Source organism: Desulfosporosinus orientis DSM 765, assembly GCF_000235605.1.
Taxonomy (GTDB): Bacteria; Bacillota; Desulfitobacteriia; order Desulfitobacteriales; family Desulfitobacteriaceae; genus Desulfosporosinus; species Desulfosporosinus orientis.
This window is the reverse complement of record NC_016584.1, coordinates 869,975-887,079: the sequence shown is the minus strand read 5'-3', so window position 1 is coordinate 887,079 and position 17,105 is coordinate 869,975. Positions and strand designations below refer to the sequence as shown.

The following is a 17,105-nucleotide window of genomic DNA, read 5'->3' as shown; positions in this document are numbered from 1 at the left end:
AATCCCCCTATACCTTAATGATTAAAACTATATCCGAAACTAGATTGAACCGCCGCCATCCATGATGATCGTTTGACCTGTTACATAAGCTGAAGCGTTTGAGGCTAGATAAAGAGCGGTTCTCCCTACCTCTTCCGGCTGAGCTATCCGTTTCAAGGGAGTATTCTTCATCTCCTCTTTCATTAACACTTCATTAGTCCACAAAGCCTGACTGAAACTGGTTTGGATTACTCCCGGAGCGATAGCATTTACTCGAATATTGAATTCTCCCAACTCTTTGGCCATTGCCTTTGTCAGCATGATTATACCGGCTTTGCTAATGCAATAAAGACCCAGCCCCTTGTCTGGGGTAACTCCCAATACTGAAGCAATATTGACAATACTTCCCCCGCCTTGGCTAATCATTTGTTTTGCTGCTAACTGGCTTAGCAAGGTATACCCTTTGAGATTAGTATTCATTATTTGATCATACATCTTCTCATCCATGTCAACCAAAGGACCCATGGCAGGATTTGTTGCCGCATTATTTACCAAAATATCAATCCTGCCAAACTCTTTTTTAGCCTTTTCTACTAAATTTCGAATATCCTCACTTTCTCTGACATGGGCAGCTACCGCCAGAGAGCGTTTCCCCAATCCTCTAATTTCTTCAGCCACCAATTCTAAATCAGCAAGCTTGCGACTACTTACCACCACATCAGCTCCGGCATCGGCTAAAGTTAAGGCAATAGCTTTCCCTATACCACGGCTCCCTCCAGTCACTATCGCGACCTTTCCTTCTAGGGAAAGATAATCAGTATTCATGCTTTTCCCCTCCTTAAAAAAATTATATAGCTTGGTCAATGTCTTTCGAACTAAAAATGTAATACTGCCACTTTGATTGCTATGTTAACGTTCTCATTAGGAAGAATTATTCAAACATTGGGGATTCTCTACTCATAAGAATAAAAACCCTTTTTCGTCTTTCTACCCCATTCCCCCTTGGCGAACTTCTCAACGATTAAAGGTGAGGGTTTGTCCTTAGGGTCGCGAGTTTCTTGGTAGCGTTCAATACCAATATAATAAGCAAGATCGATGCCTGTGAAATCCATCAAGCGAAAAGGTCCCATCGGATGCCCCAAAGCATTCGTTACTGCCATGTCAATCTCTTCGGGCGTGGCGATCCCCATGTCGGCGAGAAATTGTGCTTCATGGTGAAGTGCAGCTAAGATCCGATTCACTAAAAAACCATAAATTTCCTTCTTAAGCCAAGCCCCGCTTTTGCCCATTTTTTTGCATAGATCCATAGTTACCTGTACGGTTTCCATGGAGGTATGAGGCCCCTGAACAACCTCAACCAGTTTCATCACTAAGGCAGGATTGAAAAAATGCATATTGCATACTCTATCCGGTCTTTTCGTTGCATCGGCGATTTTCGAGCTAACAATAAAGGAACTATTGGTAGCCAAAATAGCATGGGGAGGAGTAATCCGGTCCAAGTCTGCAAAAAGCTTCCGTTTAATATCAATTTTTTCCACTGCTGCCTCAATCACAAAATCGGCGTCCCCTGCTGCCCTTTCAAGGTTTTGGGTGAAAGAAATATTCTTCATACCTAGGTCTGCCTGTTCCTGCGTCAATTTCCCCTTAGTAACCCGCTCCGGAAAATATGAGCGTGCAAAGCCTTCAGCTTTGCTCAGCATCTCCAAGCTAATGTCAGTACAACTGACCTGATAGCCAGCCAAAGCAGCGCACAAAGCAATCTGATGACCCATATTCCCGGCCCCAATTACACAAATCTTTTTGATGTCATCAACTTTCAATTAAAGCACCTCCTTGAAATTAAGTATTATTCAGCATCATTCCATCCCCCTAGACCCAAGCAAAGGTAGTTTCTTTGCTTGGATTCGGTCTTTTGGCTACCTCCAACAATTCCTGCAACATGTCGTGACACTGGATTGGCTTAATTTTTCGAATGCATTAGCCCGTTGCTAAATGGAAACTGCCCATTTTGCTCCCCGAATACGAAGACTAATTTCGGTAGCAATTAAATAAACATCTTTTCTCTCATCACTATACTCCCAGTTCTTTCGCAGACTGGAATGCCAGTTTTTCACCGACACCCCAGTCATTCTCCGGTTAGAACCTATTAGAAAGCTGCTTCTGGAATATCCATAGCCGAAGTATCAGCTTCTTTAATAATCCGCACGGTCGCTGCTACATCAGGTACAATATTTAGTACATAGAATTTAGCGGTTTGTATTTTGCCATTATAGAAGTCTTGGTCATTATTTCCCTGACTCAGCTTTTCCTTGGCAACTAAAGCTTGTTGCATCAACAAACAGCCACAATAGAGTTCAGCAGTAATCCGCAAAATTCTAGTACTATACAACGGAACCAATCTGATATTTTCTTTAAAGTAGCCAAAAACTGTACCAACGAGGTCCTGATAGGCCATTAATGCTTTTCCTAACAGAGCGAACTCGCGAGCAAACGTGTCATGGTTCTGGTTGGCCTGTACGAATGTAGCCATCTCCATCATCCATTCTTTGAAGACATTACCTTTATCAAGATTCCACTTACGGCCCACAAGATCCATCGACTGAATGAAATTAGTGCCTTCCCAGATGGAATAAATTTTAACGTCCCTGGCTTGACGCGCAACAGGATATTCCTCTGTAAATCCATAACCCCCTAAGACTTGAATGGCTTCAGTAATCATCAGCCAGCCTTGGTCAGAGCAATAAGCTTTGACTAATGGTGTGATGACTTCAATCGAGCGTTTAGCATGGTTGACATCTGCAGGATCATCCCCATGTGCAATTAAATCTAAATAGTAATAGCCCTTAAAAATCATGGCACGACATGCTTCCAAAGTAGCTTTCTGCGTTAACAGCATACGGCGGACATCCTCATGTTGGATAATGGGTACACGATCCCCTTTAGGATTGTTAATAGGACGACCCTGAACGCGTTCCCTGGCATAATTAACTGCATTGTTATAGGCCACCGTGGCAACCGCCAAAGCACTGTGTCCAGTATCCATCCGCGATCCATTAATCATCATGAACATTTGAGCCATACCTTGCCCAAAGCCTTTTTCATCCGGCGCACTGCCTAACAGGACTCCTCGACAATAACCCTCTTCTCCAAAAGATAGCACAGCGGTGGAAGAGCCTTTAAGACCCATTTTATGTTCGATACCAACGGTTGCGACATCGTTGTATTCACCTAAACTGCCATCTTCATTTACCCAAATTTTCGGAACAATAAATAACGATAACCCTTTAGTACCAGGAGCTGCTCCATCAACTCGGGCAAGAACTAGGTGAATGATTTGATCAGTTAAGTCGTGATCTCCTCCGGTGATAAAGCATTTTGTTCCTTTAATTTTATATACTTTTGGGTCATCCGTTGGATAAGCCTTAGAACTCATATCCCCCACATCAGAACCACCACCAGGTTCAGTTAAGCACATTGTGCCCTCCCAAATTGCTTCGAACATTTTCGGGGTGTAAAGAGCAATCTGTTCCGGAGACCCAAACATCTTGATCACGGACGCAATACCACCGCTCAGCCCAATATAAGGGGACATAGAAGGGTTAGCTCCAATAATATATTCACGTACAGCTTGGTTAAGGATCTCTGGAAGAGCTCCCTCCCCGTCTACGTCGCTGTTGCTAGCACCCCATCCGTTGTCTTGGAGAAATCTGAAGGCCTTATGAAAAGATGGTGGAACAGTAACTTTTCCATCATTAAATTTCGCACCGATCGTATCACCATCATCATTTGTGGGAGCGACAACATCTCTGCACACTTTTAAAGACTGATCAAGAACTCCATCGATATCGTCAATGCTAAGATAATCCTGATAACGCTTTGATCCAAGAATTTTCGTTACATCCAGCCATTCTTTAAGAATAAATTTGTGATCCCTGTTGCTGTACAAAAAGTTACTTGCCATAATAATCATCCTTTCAACTTTAACAACTAAAATATAGTTTAAGAAAATCTTGCCAAAAATAGTCTGAACATTTTGCCTTCATTTTTCTTAATACCTATGCATATTTTTAGAGCTGTGGTGAATTCCACAATTATGCAATTATTTCTTCGCTCTAGGTGCCATTCCAGCAATAGCCCGGACAATATCCTTCTTGGCCTCCATGTCGTACTGCGATGTGATAGCAATCTGTTCCATTATCGGGGAGCCACCGCCATGGTACGCTCCATATTGTGTAGGACCTGAGAAGCTGGAGAGACCGAAATCCCCGAAATTCAACCAGAATTTGATTTGGTCCTCAATAGAAATCTTGGGATTTCGTTTAATGTATTTTTCCAATAGATCTTTGGTAGCAGGGTTTAATAGGTCGTTTTCATAAGGGAAAGTCGCGGGCATACCTCCAGCGATGTTGCAGAGGATCTCTTGCTCGTGGAACACAGCCTCTCCGGTTAAACATCTCCCGACGTTAGCATAGATGGTGTTCGGGATATAGCTGCCGGGGCCATATTTCATATTGCCCACGCCAGGAATGAAGACTTCTGGCTTGGCAAGGGAAGATGCCGTGTAGCCTGCTGCGTAGCCAAGTTCACCCGTCATGATTAGCTTGGACTGCATCTCACGCACGTGTGGGGTATTCTCAATTCCGTTAATTTCTGCAGCAAGGGCACTCAGACCGATTACATAGTCCAGCATGGCTGGCTTGCAACCAGAGTAGGAATGGCGATGGAACAGAGCGAATAATAGGGCGGCGATACCACCGTGTTGGGTTTCCCCACAAAGGAAGACACGTTCCCATGGGATGAAGCAGTCATCAAAGATGATATAGGAGTCTGTATAGCCGTATTCAATTCCCCTTTGATAGTGTTCGCGCTTGCGGACATTGTGTATATGAACGACTTGCTTTATACCTTCATAGTCCGAAGGTACTGCGAAACATAAGGCATACTGTTCTTCACCCTTTTTAAGAGCTCGATTAGGCACTACCAAGATTTCATCGGAGATCGAGGCTTCAGAAATGTGAACCTTGGAACCGCGGACGATAATGCCGTCGCTCCTCTCCTCCACCACGTGAACATACATGTCTGGGTCTTCCTGCTCGGCTGGTCGCTTTAGACGCTCACCTTTTACATCGGTCTGTGCGCAGCTTACGACAAGGTCTTCTCTCTGGAAACGTTCCAGCCACTTTAGCCAATTGTCATGGTATGCAGTTTTGGCTTTAGGGGACTTCTGGGCTTCGTAAGAAACTGCGTTGATTGCATTGGCGGCATCTATGCCCATGCACCTTTGGATACACTGCCCGACTTTGTTGCACAAAAACCGAGTCATATCTTGTTTCTTATGCAAGTCTTCTACGCTCTGGTGAATGTGATTGAACCGATTGATGACCTCTCCTGTAATATGGGACGTCGCAGTGCAAAGATCCTTGCTAGCGGGATCCCAGGCCGCGTCAAAGGTTAAACCCATGACGTTAATAGTACCTTCTTGACGCTCATCTAGCCTATCCATCTTCTGACCATTACAATAGAGGTTGTTGTTCATCTTACCTAATCTCTCAATATACTGCGCTCTAGTTCTCATAATAGATCTCCTTTCGGTTCATGCATATTTATTAATCAAAAAATCCTATCATGAAAGAAAACTCCATGTTTGTTAGGAAATCTTCCATAATCTTGACCCTATCGCCCTTGGAAATTCGCTGGTCTTTTTTCCAAAAAGGCCATCATACCTTCTTTTTGATCTTCTGTAGCAAAAAGAAGACTAAAACATTTATGCTCGTATTGCAGACCTGCTTCCAAATCCATCCTTAGCCCCTCATTCACTGCCGATTTGGCCATAAGTAAGGCTACCGCGCCCCGATCAACGTATTTTTTTGCCATTTTTTTTGCTTCAATAAATAACTGATCAGCAGGCACCACTTTATTTACAAGACCTATGCGCAAGGCCTCTTCTGCATTAATAAAATCCCCGCTAAAAATCAATTCCTTTGCCCGACCGGAACCAATCAGCCGTGGTAAACGCTGTGTTCCTCCGGCACCAGGTAAAATACCCAATTTTATTTCTGGCAAGCCAAATTGGGCGTTATCTGCAGCAATACGTATATCCGCCACTAAACTAAGTTCACATCCCCCGCCCAACGCATATCCGGCAATTGCCGCAATGACCGGCTTAGGCATATTCTCTATCAATTGGAATGCCTGATGTGAGGGCTTGTCACTGGTAGCAACATCAACCGCAGAAGCTGAAGCCATCTGCCCTATATCCGCCCCTGCTGCAAAAACCTTTTCCCCACCCGTAATGATTACAACTCGTACCGACGGGTCTGCAGCAAAGGTTGAAGCAACATCCGCCAACTCTATAAAAACTTGATCATTCAATGCGTTAAGTACGGCGGGGCGATTAAGAGTGAGAATAGCAATTCCATCTTCTATGTCTACAAGGATCGTTTCATATGTCATTTGTACACCTCCAGTTCTTCTAAGTGACCATTAGACTCAATTCCGTCTGAATACCTATTCATTTCCTATTGCAAAAATCATGCCTAATCTTAAAAATTGGGCTATCATCGGCCTTAATTCACAGTCCCAAGGATGGCTGTATACTAAACATGTACTTTCCGGCTAATATAAAGAACCTCCAACGAGCAGTTTGCCCATGGAGGTTCGTCAAATCTGTATGGAATTAGATACAATACCCCATTTTTTGACATGTTGCCGTGCGGAAAGCGTACAAACGGGATAACAAAGTATCTAATTATTGTATACCATATCGACGCAGCTTGTCGTAAAATACTCGCCTGGAAAATCCCAATGTTTTCATGGCCTTAGTACGGTTATTCTTATGAGTAACTAAGGCCGATAATATAAGTTCCTTTTCCACAGAAGCCACAATCTCTTTGACTGAAGAAGGCTTCTTCTTCGTTTTATATTGATCTTTGTTAACAGGAACTATCTGAGCAGGCATATGATACATTTCGATAGTCTTGTCATTACACACAATACTTGCGTGTTCCAATACATTTTGCAATTCTCGAATGTTTCCTGGCCAATCATACTCTTGGAAAAAACCGACCACTTGGGGAGAAAGCGTCAGCTCATGCCCGACTTCGCGTGAAAACTGGTCAAGGAAGGTTTTAGCGAGTGCCAAAATATCATCTTTACGCTCTCTCAACGGAGTAAGATTAAGCGGAACAATATTTAAACGGTAATACAAGTCACGCCGAAATGTACCTTCTTTAATCATACTTTCTAAATCTCGATTTGTTGCCGCAATGACCCGGATATCAACCTTAATAGTCTTGGTTCCTCCTACTCGCTCAATCTCCTTTTCTTGAAGGACACGCAACAATTTGGCTTGCATAGTAATACTCATGTCACCAATTTCATCCAAGAAAATAGTACCGCTGTGAGCCAGCTGAAATTTACCAAGCTTTCCTCCCTTTTTGGCCCCGGTAAAAGCCCCATCTTCATATCCAAATAATTCACTTTCAATCAGATCCTCAGGTATAGCAGCACAATTCACCTTAATTAGAGGCTTATCTTTACGGCGGCTGCTATTATGTACAGCTCTGGCTAATACCTCTTTACCAACACCACTCTCACCTCGAATCAAAACAGTGCTATCTGTTCGAGCGACCTTTGCGGCTAAAATTAATGTTTCTTTGACATTTCTATTTTGTCCAACATACTCCTTAAAGGAGAGAGGCAGCTGTTCCCACTGCTCTAGCTGCTCTTTTAAATAATCTGCAACTCCTTTAGTTTGCTGCAATTCACGGTTTAATTCAACAACTTCCGTTATATTTTTAAAAGTTGACACGCAGCCAATAATATTTTCTCCATTATATAAAGGAAAAGCACTGCCCACTACATCAATACCTAAAGAATCCAAATAGTCGCCACCGCTGCTTGCTTTTCCAGTACGCAATATTTCAATTGCCATGGCTTTAGGTTCGATATTGTCTAATCTTCGCCCTAAGACTTTAGCCGCGGGTACGCCAAGTATCTTCGCATATGCCTCGTTTGCGTAAACAATCGTTGTATCGGAATCGATAACAAGTACTACGTCATGAATGTTGTCCAGAATCTGAAATAAAAGTTCTCTATCCCATTGTGGAAAATCGCTGGTTGTGACAGCGTGGGCTCCGACACTCATGTTTATCCCCCATTTAATGATCTTTTATACCATTATATAAGAGTTAGGCAATTTAAGTAAAGTAAAATATGAAAATTAGTTCAAATATTCTTAATATTATATTTAATGCCCTTGTGACACAAAAAATACCTCATTTGAGGTATTTTTTGTGTCACAAGGGCATTTTCGGCTAAAGAGTGTATACAAAATCGCACACTTCAAATTGTATATCAAAATTTTTTAGGGTTTTGGAAAATATAATGCCTAATGTTTAATAACGATATAGGCCATGCCGGATAATACTATCTCCTTTTTCTGGTTAGAAGCCTCAAGATCACAAACCAAGGTGTTTTCCGACCTTACTCTAATACATCCTGAAAAGGTTATTGTATCCCCCGGCCGAACAATTTGCTTAAAGCGAACATTGAATTTATTGATCACCCCTTCTTCACCAATCCAATCCGTCAACATAGCAGCCATTTGAGCCATTGTGAGCATGCCATGGACAATAGTCCCCCCCAGCCCTGCTTGGCGGGCGTATTCTTCATCCAGGTGAATGGGGTTGAAATCGCCTGAAGCCTCTGCGTATTGACGAACTTGCAAATCATTTGGAAACCATTCTCGGACAGGGAGGTGATCAGAGACTTGATAATCTAGTAAACGCTTCATTTTCCATCCTCCTTAGAGGGTGCAATTAAGACAGAGGTGCTGGAAAACACCAATTCACCAGCTAAATCATAGCCCGTAGTTTCGAGTTCCACAAACGTCTTAATCCCCGACCTTCCGCTGCGTTCGTAAATATCTTTTATTTTTTTCTTATAAGTAAGGCTATCCCCCACATTGAGCGGTCGATAGTATGTTATTTTTTGTTCTCCGTGAATCGTACCCGGAATTGACAATTGTATGCCTGGAATATTAGCCTGAAGCAATGTTCCTACAAAAGTCACAGGCACTTGGTTATCAAACCGAACCCCTATGGCTTCAGCAAACCTGCGGACTTCTTCTATGCGAATTTTCAATGGGATGGGTTCACTCTCCCGACCAATGAGCTCTTTACAAAGCATACTTCTCCGCCCTCCTTTTCTCCAAATTGTCATAACCGCTGTCAGAGACCCATTTTCCTCTTAAGTCTATCTATTTTTACCTGTGCGATCTCTAAGTTGGGATCAAGCACATTTGCTACCATGTACTCATTTAAAGCTTCATGAAACTGTCCAATATTCTCTTTCTGAATGCCTTCTCCTAAGTGTCTCAAGGCTAAATTTTCCTGATCCATATCATCCTCTGTATGCCCAATATGCACGGTTGGCCTCCTTATACCTTTTGAAACGTAAATTCACACAACCCACTGTTATCCAAATCATACTTACAACCCATTTCTGCGGTAGTCCCCGCTTTTTCAGCTGCTGCCTGATAAACAGCCCGGCAAAAAGCCTGGCAATTGTTAATTCCCTTTTCTGCAAACTTCTTACCAAGACTGCAGTTAAAGCTGCGAACCTTTAAGACCTTCGTTGTAGCTTCGCTGATTGTCCAAGCATCATGAGGACGTAAAGCCAAGATGGCCAACTCTACATAGCGTTCAAAGACATGAGGAAATCGCATTCCAGTCTGCTGAGCAACTCGTTCAATCATGTCCGCTGTCCGGTCTCGATAAGGATCTGAATCAGCATTCCTGATTAAAAGACTCATAAACTCCTGCCCTTGTTTCAAAAGAAAATCCTCGCTTAAATTGTCTGAGGTAAACAGATTCTCCAGAGAATATTCCTTATTGACTGCAAAAATCAGCTCTTTTGGCAGATCATACACATAGTCCTGCCCGGGATTTATCTTCAGCCGACGTCCTGGTGCTACTTCAGCACTAGGGTTGCCTTTGACTTTATGCAAAACTTTAAAATCCAAAGCCATGCTTAACTCCCCTTTATTTATTAAATTCTATATTGGAAATTTTAAAAGTTCCGTTCTTTTAATTGGGCTGCCCTTTCTTCTCGATATTTTTGGGCTAACTCATCATGGTCTACAAAACTAAGCTGTATCGCATCGATTGGGCAAACCTTAACACAGTCACCGCAGCCGGAACACTTGTCAAAATACCTGCCGATAATTTTATATTCATGGGGATCACTCTCTCTGCCTTTCCAAACCTTTGTAGGTCCGCAGACAAAGACCACTGATGGGCAAACACTTAGACATTTACGGCAGCCTAAAGGGTCCTTACATAAATCATAATTAATGCTGATTTGAGCAATCATTCATTACCCTCCTATTACCAATTTTCAGCCAGGCCGGGCATACTTTGCCGATCCAGCAGCTCAATGGCCCCATTAGGGCAAGCTGTTACGCAAAGTCCGCAACCGAAACACTGATCTAAATCGATATAAGCTTTATTTGTGTAAACCTCCAAATTTAAGGCTTTAAACTGACAGCGGCCTAAACAGCTTTTACATCCTTTACATTTCTCTCGGTCCACTTTAGCTACTGAATGCCCCTTGAGGAGAAATTTAAAATCATAGTCAATCCTGTTGCGTACCGCCACACACCCCGGATACTCACATTGACAGAGCCCTCCTATGTAAGGTGTGCCAAATACATCAACCGTCTGCACTCGCCCTTCTTTGTGGTTCATCAAAGCCCATTCCTTGGCTTCTTCCGGAGTAACGAACTCTACTCCCCCATGATAAGTCTCCGGCCAACGTTCCCACTTGTACATTCCCGGTCCGATTCCCATACAGGTAAAATTTTCGTCATCAGGCATACCTCTCTGTACCCGACGACAACCGCAGGTCATTTTAGCTAAGGGATATGCAATATCTAAAATCTGCAAATATTCATCAAGGGTGACCACCTGTCCGAAATGGGTTTGATAGGCATGTTCCAAAGCTTCTCGTTTGATTTCATCTTCCCATTCTTTATCCCCGCTGATACGGGCCTTAACCAATTCTGCCACCACACCAGCTCCCATTCCGGCTGCCTGTGGGTCTGCATCGGCACCTGAAGCTTCTTTGCCTTCTTTGCGCACTTTATATAGGCGACGAGCATAGTTTTCCGGGTTGAGATACCATTTTTCACCATTGCCATACTTATCACATACCCAACACATTCCGTGATACCTCCTTCTTCTTTGCATGAATTCGTCCAGTGAGCAATTGACCGACCAGGTGTGCTTCATTCACAACGGGGTCTTCAAAGACAGTTACACAAGACCCAACACTGAGAATACTGTGAGCATCACTTCCCCCGGTCCCTTTTTTGCCAAGAATCTTCGCGGCATCTTTTGCCGCACAAATTTCACGCCAACTGCTCCGACCATTATAGATTTCTAAACTATCAACATAGCCAAACAGTGGTCTTCGGCACAACTCTTCCACTTCGATGGGCTCTAGGCCCCGCTCTTCTCTAGAGAAGGCGGATAAGGCGAAATCTGATCGAAAAGGATGTGCAGCGACCATCACCCCCTTCTGTTCACGCACAAACTGTATTAATGCCGGCAAGTCTTCTCTGAGATGCAGCAATGATTGGTGAACTCCATATATCAGAATTTCTCCCATCGATGTACTCAGCTCAACCCCGCCATATACTTGTATACCGCTCTCCTTGCTGTATTTGGCCAATTCCTCCGGATTCCAACAAAAATCATGATCCGTGATGCAAACACCATCTAGTCTTCTTTCACAAGCTGCTTGAATTAAGTCCCAAATATTCATCCGACTGCAGGCTGAACCTTGGCTGGTATGGGTATGCAAATCAAACTCCATGTAAGATTTCTCCATATTCCTCCTTAATGAGTTGCAATCCTAATATCCATAGAATAAGCAATTTCCATGCCAATTAAGTTTCCATCTTAGCCCATCCATCGTCTTCCCGTTCAATTCAACGCCGTCAAAGTATATAGGTAACTAACATGACTTAAGTAATCGTTCTTGCAGAATCTTTAGATGTTTTAATATCGTACACAACCATTCCGACAATGTATACTTTTAGGTACGGTATAAGAAAGAACTGCCATAAAGCAGTTCTTTCGATAAACACTATGAAGAAACAATCTATACTTTTTCGATAATAAATGCACAACCCGGCCCTCCGCTGGCACACATTGTTGCACAGGCATAGCGGCCGCCGCGGCGATTAAGCTCATTGATTGCGGCAATTATGATTCGTACCCCAGTCATCCCAACGGCATGACCTAGGGAAATACCTGAGCCCACTGCATTAACCCTGTCCAAAGGAATTCCCAGCTCCATCTGACAGCCTAGAAACTGCGCAGCAAAGGCTTCATTAATCTCCCAATAATCAATCTCACACAACTTAAGATTTGCAAACTTAAGAGCTCTTTTTACTGCCGGCACAACACCCATGCCCATGATTCTTGGTTCGACAGCCCCTGAAGCGGACGCCACTACTTTGGCCAAAGGCTTCAAACCAAGTTCCTTGGCCCTATCAGCCGACATTAAAATAATAGCCGCAGCACCATCATTAAGACCTGATGCATTAAAAGCAGTCACTGTTCCGTCTTTCTTAAAGACGGGTCTGGCTTTAGCAGCAATCTCCTGGGTTGCATTTGGATTAGGATGTTCATCTGTGTCAACAACTTTTATCCCTTTTTTAGTCTTTAGTTCAATAGGAATAATTTCTTCCTTAAATAAACCAGCTTCCACAGCATTGCAAGCTCTTTGGTGACTAAGCAATGCATAGTCGTCCTGTTGTTCTCGGGTAATCCCGTACATTTCCGCAATGTTCTCTGCAGTTACTCCCATATGGTACCCTTCAAAGGCACATACCAAACCGCCGATCATTAAACTGTCCTGGATTTTCTCAGCATCATTTAAACGATAACCTTTTCTCGCTTGCATGAGCAGGTAAGGCGCATTAGTCATGCTCTCCTGCCCCACCGCTGCAGCAATATCAACTCTTCCCAACATGATTTCCTGAGACAGGATATCTGCCGCACGCATAGAGGAAGGGCACTGCTGATGAATAGTCGTCGAGATGGTTTCCACTGGGCACCCTGACTTCAAAGTTACCCAACGGGCAGAGTTGCCCGGCGAACCTGCTTGGTTACATTGTCCGACCATAACTTCCTCTATAATATTAGGAGATATTTTAGACTTCTCCATTGCTCCTTTTAACGCAATAACACCTAAATCATGGGCTTTGAGACTCTCCAATGACCCTTGAAAATCACCGACTGCCGTCCTGGCAGCACTCACGATAACAACCTCTCTCACAACTTATACTCTTTCCATTACGATTGCAAAGACCAAGGTTTAATTATTGCCAATCTACCTCTTTATTTTCCTGGATGCCTGAAAGCTTCTCTGCAAGATTTTTCCGGTGGGTCAAATTAATTAATCGGCTAATCATGATTCGTTGGGCCTGAGGAGATCCTGCTCCATGCATAGATTCCGTTAAATAGCCTACTGCCGCTGTACCCATAGTAAGGTTCTCTATCAACCTCAACATTCGCTGGCGTTTTTCAGCCGAAATATCTGACTTGCCGATAAAATATTTTTTAATCATAGGACCAATCTGGGCATGAGTAAAGTCTTTTTCCGATGGCATGGTAACCAATATTCCACCCGCAACATCTTGAGCCAAACGTGCTATTTCGTAGGGAAAACGGGTAACGTTCTGCTTACAAATATTGGCCAGTAGTATATCCACCAGGTAGTTGCCTGAAGCCGTTTTTCGTCCTTCCGCTGAACAAGCGATTCCGCAGGAATATAGAGACTCATTAAGATGACACATCTCGACAATTTTATCCTTAATGTGTGAAGCACGGGCGACACCATTATAATCAGCTATTGCTTGGGTCGCTCCTATCAAAGCATCCCCCACACCAACTTTACATCCTCCATAGCTTTGACGATGGTAGGCTGCGAATCGTTCCACCAGCATGGTGGAGAAATCAGTTTCTCCATCCATAAATACCCTCTCCCAAGGGACAAATACATCGTTAAAAATTGCCATTACCTCTTGCCCGCCAAAATACTGATTCCCTACATCAATACTCCCCTTTTCCAATTTGCGGGTATCGCAAGATTGCCGGCCATAAATAAAGACTATTCCGGGAGTATCGAGGGGGACGGCAAAACTTACTGCCCATTCCTTTTCATAATCCTTGAGAGAGTTATTGGGCATTACTAAAATCTCATGGGAATTAATCAAGCCTGTCTGATGCATTTTGCATCCCCGGACAGTGATACCGTCCTTACTTCGGTCCACTACGTGAACATAAGCATCTGGATCCGGCTGTTCTCCAGGACTCTTTGAGCGATCACCCCTTGAATCAGTCATACATCCATCCACCGCCAAGTCATTGTCTTGGACGTATTTAAGAAACTCAACAAAACGCTCATGATACTTCGTACCGTGTTTAGCATCGATTTCAAAAGTTGTATTATAGACTGCATTAAATGCATCCATTCCTACACACCGCTGGAAGCAGCAGCCCGTTTTCTGTCCTAACAAACGCTGCATTTTTATTTTTTTTACCAGGTCATCGGTACTCTGATGCAGATGTGTAAAACGGTTGACCTTCTGTCCGGTTAAATTTGACATGGCCGTCATGATATCCTCATGTTCAGGGTCCATTGCTAATTTGTAAGTCATTGCCATTGAGTTAACCGATGGTCGTACAATGGGATGATCAACGTAATTCTCTACCTTTTCACCAAACATATATAGGTCGATCTTCATTTTTCGAATATCATCAATATATTGCTGCGGGGTTTTCAAAGTCATCCTTGTCACCTCTTACAACTAATTATAAGGCCTATTCCCAGTCGAACTCCTCTAAGGTAGCCACGCCGGAATAGGCAAAGTACTGCTCCCTAAAATCGAATGCAATTATCATGCCAAAAGTTTCTCTTTCTTCAATCCTCAGCCTTTGTACCATCCATGAATGGCCAAATTCCCCTGTAGCTGATGGTGAGTGTAAGATAAAAAGCGATCCATGCTTACTCCCAAAATTATGAGTTCCATTGATCGCTGAATTTGTGAACTTGTATAGTTATAATACATTCGGAACGTTTATTTCACTATGGTCGTATATAAAGTACACAGATTAGCTTGATTATAAAACAAATATATATGATAACATCAAGTCATCCTTCTTGATATGAATATTTCGCATTTCAATAAGGCTTAATTGACTTTTATCCTATGCCTGTGCTGAAGCTGCAGCTTCAATTTTTGCTTTTTCCTCCTCGACTAACTGGCGGCGTAAAACCTTTCCAACAATAGTCCTTGGCAGTTCATTGCGGAACTCTATGAGGCGGGGAACTTTAAAGGCTGCCATCTTAGATCTGCAGAAGGTAATAAATTCTTCTTCCGTTGCGTTCACATTTGACTTTAATACGATATAGGCTTTGGGAGTTTCTCCCCTATACTTATCAGGAACCCCTGCTACTACAACTTCTTTCACTTTGGGATGTTCATAAAGTACTTCTTCAATGTCACGGGGGTAAATATTAAAACCACCCGCAATGATCATATCTTTTTTACGGTCAATAATATAAAAATAACCATCCTCATCCCTTTTAGCGATATCCCCAGTGTGCAACCAGCCGTTTCGCAAGGTTTCTGCTGTTTCTTTTTCTTTCCCCCAATAACCCTTCATAACCTGTGGTCCCCGAATGCATAACTCGCCTATTTCACCCACTGCCAATTCTTTTTCCCCCGTCTCTAAATCCACTATGATGCTGTCTGTATCAGGGAACGGAATGCCAATAGAACCTGCACGAGTCGGTCGATCTAAAGGATTGCTGTGGGTTACCGGTGAAGCCTCAGATAAGCCATACCCTTCCACTAAATTTCCTTTTCCTTCTGTCACTTCACCAAATTTTAAGGCAACTTCTAAAGGGAGAGGCGCGGATCCACTATTACACACTTTAATTGCTGCAAGGCTATTCTTGTATTCCGAGATGCGAGGGTGACCGTTGATAGCCATATAAATAGTGGGAGCGCCCGGGAATAGGGTGGGTTTATATTTATTGATAACTTCCAGGAAATTATCCAATTCGAAACGAGGCAGCAAAATTTGGGTTGCCGCACAAGCTACAGCGTAATTCACACAATTAGTCATACCGTAGACGTGGAAAACGGGCAAAATCGTCAAAACCCGTTCTTTGCCATACTCTAGGTCAAGAGACCAGGCGATACTTTGGAAGGTATTACAAACCAGATTTTGATGAGAAAGCATAACACCTTTGGATACCCCAGTTGTTCCGCCTGTATACTGGAGGACTGCAAGATCCTTTTCTTGATCAATACTTACCTTAGGTGGATTAGGTTCATATTTGGCAATCAGCTCATCAAATGAATAGAGATCGGGAGTTGACTCAACAGGTTTTATAAAGTTAAAAGCAATCACCTGTTGCAGTGAGGTTTCTTGAATTATATTCTTGACTGTTGGATATAAAGGTTCAAAGACAATAATGACTGTTGCACCAGAATCTTTCATCTGGTATGCTATTTCTCGTTCGACATACATGGGATTGGTTTGCACAACAATAACACCCAATTTGAGCAAAGCATAGAAGGCTGTTTCCCACTGAGGACAATTTGGACCCATAAGACCGACACGTTCTCCTTTTTTTATGCCCATATCTGCTAAAGCAGCCGCAAAGCGGTTAACTTGATCTCCAAACTCTTTATAGGTAATTTTTTTTCCTTCAAATATTATAGCTGTCGTTTCTGGCATTTTATTAACGGTATCATCAAACATTTCTCCCAAGGTCCATTGGGGATAACTTTGAGTTTGGCTTACATAGGAAGGATAGCTTTTTAGCCATGGTTTTTCAATAACTTGCATTCAGTCTAACCTCCTTCTAAATACAGACAGATTCAAATTAATAAATTATACTACCAGAATGTTTTGAATAACACCTCTCTTCTGAAGATTCTGAATTTTCATCTTATAATATTAGCAATAACTATGCCAATCTATGCCGGCCGCCCCGACGCTATATTGGAATAATTCAAGAACATATAAGGTAATACATAT

General features: G+C 42.8%; 17 protein-coding genes. All 17 read right to left on the bottom strand.

What is annotated here, in order from left to right; all coding sequences use genetic code 11:
* Window positions 1-39: 39 nt before the first annotated feature.
* A complete protein-coding gene (locus DESOR_RS04255) occupies window positions 40-804 on the bottom strand; it encodes an SDR family NAD(P)-dependent oxidoreductase (RefSeq protein ID WP_014183376.1) in 765 nt (254 codons plus the stop codon).
* 128 nt (window positions 805-932) lie between these two features.
* The gene (locus DESOR_RS04250) at window positions 933-1,799 is read right to left on the bottom strand and encodes a 3-hydroxyacyl-CoA dehydrogenase family protein (protein WP_014183375.1); all 867 of its coding nucleotides are present in this window, start codon (window positions 1,797-1,799) and stop codon (window positions 933-935) included.
* A gap of 168 nt (window positions 1,800-1,967) precedes the next feature.
* Window positions 1,968-2,108: a hypothetical protein gene (locus tag DESOR_RS29240; protein ID WP_158309006.1), complete on the bottom strand. Its 141-nt coding sequence runs from the start codon at window positions 2,106-2,108 to the stop codon at window positions 1,968-1,970.
* 17 nt (window positions 2,109-2,125) lie between these two features.
* Window positions 2,126-3,940 carry an acyl-CoA dehydrogenase family protein gene (locus tag DESOR_RS04245; protein WP_014183374.1) on the bottom strand — a complete coding sequence of 605 codons (1,815 nt, stop codon included), beginning with the start codon at window positions 3,938-3,940 and terminating at the stop codon, window positions 2,126-2,128.
* A 138-nt stretch (window positions 3,941-4,078) separates the two neighbouring features.
* Complete coding sequence (locus DESOR_RS04240) at window positions 4,079-5,554, bottom strand: 4-hydroxyphenylacetate 3-hydroxylase family protein (RefSeq protein ID WP_014183373.1); 1,476 nt, start codon at window positions 5,552-5,554, stop codon at window positions 4,079-4,081.
* 98 nt (window positions 5,555-5,652) lie between these two features.
* A complete protein-coding gene (locus DESOR_RS04235) occupies window positions 5,653-6,432 on the bottom strand; it encodes an enoyl-CoA hydratase/isomerase family protein (RefSeq protein WP_014183372.1) in 780 nt (259 codons plus the stop codon).
* A 295-nt stretch (window positions 6,433-6,727) separates the two neighbouring features.
* Window positions 6,728-8,125, bottom strand: coding sequence for a sigma-54 interaction domain-containing protein (locus tag DESOR_RS04230; RefSeq protein WP_014183371.1), 1,398 nt, complete (start codon window positions 8,123-8,125; stop codon window positions 6,728-6,730).
* 243 nt (window positions 8,126-8,368) lie between these two features.
* Window positions 8,369-8,773 (bottom strand): MaoC family dehydratase, encoded by a 405-nt coding sequence (locus DESOR_RS04225; RefSeq protein WP_014183370.1) that lies wholly within the window; start codon window positions 8,771-8,773, stop codon window positions 8,369-8,371.
* Window positions 8,770-9,168, bottom strand: coding sequence for an FAS1-like dehydratase domain-containing protein (locus DESOR_RS04220; RefSeq protein ID WP_014183369.1), 399 nt, complete (start codon window positions 9,166-9,168; stop codon window positions 8,770-8,772). The genes DESOR_RS04225 and DESOR_RS04220 overlap by 4 nt, the downstream gene beginning before the upstream one ends.
* Window positions 9,169-9,209: 41 nt before the next feature.
* On the bottom strand, window positions 9,210-9,407 hold the full coding sequence (locus DESOR_RS04215) for a hypothetical protein (protein ID WP_014183368.1): 198 nt from the start codon (window positions 9,405-9,407) through the stop codon (window positions 9,210-9,212).
* Between the two features lie 11 nt (window positions 9,408-9,418).
* A complete protein-coding gene (locus DESOR_RS04210) occupies window positions 9,419-10,009 on the bottom strand; it encodes a hypothetical protein (RefSeq protein WP_014183367.1) in 591 nt (196 codons plus the stop codon).
* Window positions 10,010-10,050: 41 nt separating this feature from the next.
* Entirely contained in the window at window positions 10,051-10,353 is a 303-nt protein-coding gene (locus DESOR_RS04205; RefSeq protein ID WP_014183366.1) for a 4Fe-4S binding protein, read from the bottom strand.
* A gap of 14 nt (window positions 10,354-10,367) precedes the next feature.
* The gene (locus DESOR_RS04200) at window positions 10,368-11,201 is read right to left on the bottom strand and encodes a 4Fe-4S binding protein (protein ID WP_014183365.1); all 834 of its coding nucleotides are present in this window, start codon (window positions 11,199-11,201) and stop codon (window positions 10,368-10,370) included.
* Window positions 11,185-11,871, bottom strand: coding sequence for a DUF6282 family protein (locus DESOR_RS04195; protein ID WP_242832453.1), 687 nt, complete (start codon window positions 11,869-11,871; stop codon window positions 11,185-11,187). Before DESOR_RS04195 ends, DESOR_RS04200 begins: the two co-directional genes overlap by 17 nt.
* A gap of 273 nt (window positions 11,872-12,144) precedes the next feature.
* The gene (locus DESOR_RS04190) at window positions 12,145-13,326 is read right to left on the bottom strand and encodes a thiolase family protein (protein WP_014183363.1); all 1,182 of its coding nucleotides are present in this window, start codon (window positions 13,324-13,326) and stop codon (window positions 12,145-12,147) included.
* 43 nt (window positions 13,327-13,369) lie between these two features.
* On the bottom strand, window positions 13,370-14,842 hold the full coding sequence (locus DESOR_RS04185; protein ID WP_014183362.1) for a 4-hydroxyphenylacetate 3-hydroxylase family protein: 1,473 nt from the start codon (window positions 14,840-14,842) through the stop codon (window positions 13,370-13,372).
* Window positions 14,843-15,260: 418 nt separating this feature from the next.
* The gene (locus DESOR_RS04180) at window positions 15,261-16,913 is read right to left on the bottom strand and encodes a long-chain-fatty-acid--CoA ligase (RefSeq protein WP_014183361.1); all 1,653 of its coding nucleotides are present in this window, start codon (window positions 16,911-16,913) and stop codon (window positions 15,261-15,263) included.
* Window positions 16,914-17,105: the final 192 nt, after the last annotated feature.